Genomic DNA, 2,768 nt, shown 5'->3' with positions numbered 1-2,768 from the left:
GGAGGTGGCCGCGGAGCTTGATCCGGTGGTGCCAAGGCTGCCCAATCCGGTGCTCGCGATGATCGAGGGGCCGTTGGGGCTTTACAACGCACGCGAGATTGCGGCGTACAAGGCGGTTGCGGGGCTGATCGCGGGGGTGAATGACATTTGCGCCGATATGGGGATCAAGCCCGGGCCGAACCGCGAGGGGTTGGAACTCGCATGGCAGAGTATCGTGCTCGCGGGCGCGGCGGCGGGGAAGCCGGTGTTTGACGGTGTCAACAACAAGCTCGACGATATGGGCGGGCTGGAGGCGGAATGCGTGCAGGGGCGCTGCTATGGCTTTACCGGAAAGACGCTGATCCACCCCAATCAGGTCGCTATTGCCAATACTGCTTTTGGCCCGAATGTTGCCGAAATTGCCGAGGCAGAGGAGCTGATCGCAGCTTCAACCGGCGGGGCGCAGCGACACAAGGGCAAGATGATCGAGTCCATGCATGTTGAGGAAGCACACCGGACGATAGAACGTGCTCGACATACGACAGGCAGTTAGCTTATCTGCACACATGCGCGCACGACTGATCCTCTCAATTTTTCTGGCTTTCGGATTTATTGGATCGGTAGTCGCCAAGCCGGTCACAGAGGCCGAATTGCGCAAGCATGTAGAAATATTGGCTTCGGATGATTTCGAAGGTCGAGGGCCGGGAACCGAGGGTGAACGCAAGACACTTGCTTATCTGGAAAGCCAATGGACCAAAGCGGGGCTTAAACCCGCCGCGCGCGACGGCAGCTGGTATCAGCCGGTTGATCTTGTCCGGCGCGGGCCCAAGCAAGCCACCGTCCAGTTTTTCGCAAAGGGTGAAAAGCTGCGAATCGTCAGCGACGACATCCTTCTGGTTGGCAAGGAAGCGGAATATCGGGCGGACAGGCTGCCAGCCCTGTTCGTCGGCCATGGCGTCAATGCGCAGGGTAAAGTGGTTGCCGATGTAAAAGGCAAGCTGGCGTTCCTTCTGGCCGATGATGCCGAATTCCTGCCATCGGAAATGAAAGCTTCGCGCAACCGCCGTTTGGCATTGGTTGATGCCGGTGCTGCAGGTGTTGTCTCTATTTCCGGTGAGCAGTTTGATTTTCCGCTTTATCGTAGGGCAATTTTGTCGCGCCCGATCAGCTGGGTCGCTCGTGATAAGCGCGCCGACGTCGAAGGCGCGGTCAGTCCGCAATATATGGTGGCACTCGTTACGGCAGCAGGTGGCGATTGGGACAAGCTGCGTGCAGCCGCACGGTCAACGGACTATGCCGGTCAATCACTTGGGCTGACGGTAGACCTAAATGTCCTGAGCGATGTCGAGCCGATTCGCAGCAACAACATCATAGGCAAGTTTGCAGGTCGCAAGCCAGATAGCGGCGCGGTGGTGTTGATGGGGCATTGGGACCATTTTGGTGTTTGCAGGCCAGAAAGCGACGAAGACCGCATCTGCAATGGAGCGGTCGACAATGCGAGTGGCATGGCGGTGCTGACCGAAGTGGCCAAGCGCCTGGGTAAGGCGAAATTTGATCGGGATATCTATTTTATCGGGACCACCGCTGAGGAATATGGCCTGATCGGGGCCCGTGCTTTTGCTGCCGATCCTGCCGTGGCATTGGACCAGATCAAGGTTGTTTTGAACGTTGATACCGTCGCTATTGCGCCTAAAGGAGCCAAGGTGGCGATTATCGGGCGCGGCAAAACTGATCTGGATGCCGATGTCGAAGCCATAGCGCGCAAGTTAAAACGGAAGATAGAGCCCTCCACCGATGCCAATGCCTTCTTGCAACGGCAGGACGGCTGGGCGCTGACCGAGAAAAATGTACCGGCGTTGATGGTAGGCGGCTCCTTTGCTGATCTGGGCAAACTGGAGGCCTTTTTGAAAACAGACTATCACGGCCCCAAAGACGAGGTTGTCGACACGCTGCAATTGGGGGGAGCCGCTGAAGATGCGGACCTGCATGTCGAGCTTGGCCGCTATTTTGCCGATACCCGCAAGTATAAGCCGAAAAAGGCCGAGAAGGGGACTGGCGAATAACCGGTCGACTGTTTACATGGGCCGCCACGACTCGAAACCCAGACAAAGCAAAGTGGCATCATGAAATCCGATAAAATCCGCCTCGGCCTGACCTTCGACGATGTGCTGTTGCAGCCTTGCGCATCGGACATACTGCCCAGCCAGGCCGATACCCGCACACGGATTACGCCTAGCATCTCGCTCAACATACCGATTATGTCGTCGGCGATGGATACCGTCACCGAAGCGCGCATGGCTATCGTTATGGCGCAATTGGGCGGTATCGGCGTGCTGCATCGGAATTTGTCGGTTGAAGAGCAGGCTGCGGCAGTCCGACAGGTGAAGCGCTATGAATCGGGTATGGTGGTCAACCCGATCACCATCGCGCCTGACGCGACGTTGGCTGAAGCCCAATTACTGATGGCGGAAAACCGCATTTCGGGAATCCCCGTGGTGGAGGCGAGCGGCAAGCTGGTCGGAATTCTCACCAACCGTGATGTCCGCTTTGCCGAAAACCCCATGCAGCCAGTGTCCGAACTGATGACGCGCGATAATCTTGCGACGGTGCAGGCGGGTGTTTCGCAGGAAGAGGCGCGCCGTCTTCTGCACCAACGCCGTATTGAAAAACTGCTGGTCGTCGACAATGCTTTCCATTGCGTCGGCCTGATCACAGTCAAAGATATCGAAAAGGCGGTTACCTATCCCGATGCGACCAAGGATGCGACGGGGCGCTTGCGCGTCGCGGCG

General features: G+C 57.6%; 3 protein-coding genes. All 3 read left to right on the top strand.

The features are described from left to right. A partial coding sequence (locus tag Q0239_RS14165; protein ID WP_298603982.1) for an aldolase/citrate lyase family protein occupies positions 1-532 on the top strand: 532 nt, incomplete at its 5' end. A gap of 13 nt (positions 533-545) precedes the next feature. Continuing rightward, positions 546-2,042, top strand: coding sequence for a M28 family peptidase (locus tag Q0239_RS14160; protein ID WP_298603980.1), 1,497 nt, complete (start codon positions 546-548; stop codon positions 2,040-2,042). A gap of 60 nt (positions 2,043-2,102) precedes the next feature. Next, the coding region (locus Q0239_RS14155) for an IMP dehydrogenase (RefSeq protein WP_298603978.1) at positions 2,103-2,768 on the top strand (666 nt) is incomplete at its 3' end.

It is taken from the genome of uncultured Sphingorhabdus sp., from assembly GCF_937872355.1.
Classification (GTDB): Bacteria; Pseudomonadota; Alphaproteobacteria; order Sphingomonadales; family Sphingomonadaceae; genus Sphingorhabdus_B.
The sequence above is the reverse complement of the archived record's forward strand: the minus strand, read 5'-3'. Positions and strand labels throughout refer to the sequence as shown.

Excerpts from the sequence above, each read along its gene's own strand:
- Q0239_RS14160 (WP_298603980.1), top strand. The coding sequence starts at position 546 with ATGCGCGCACGACTGATCCTCTCAATTTTTCTGGCTTTCGGATTTATT.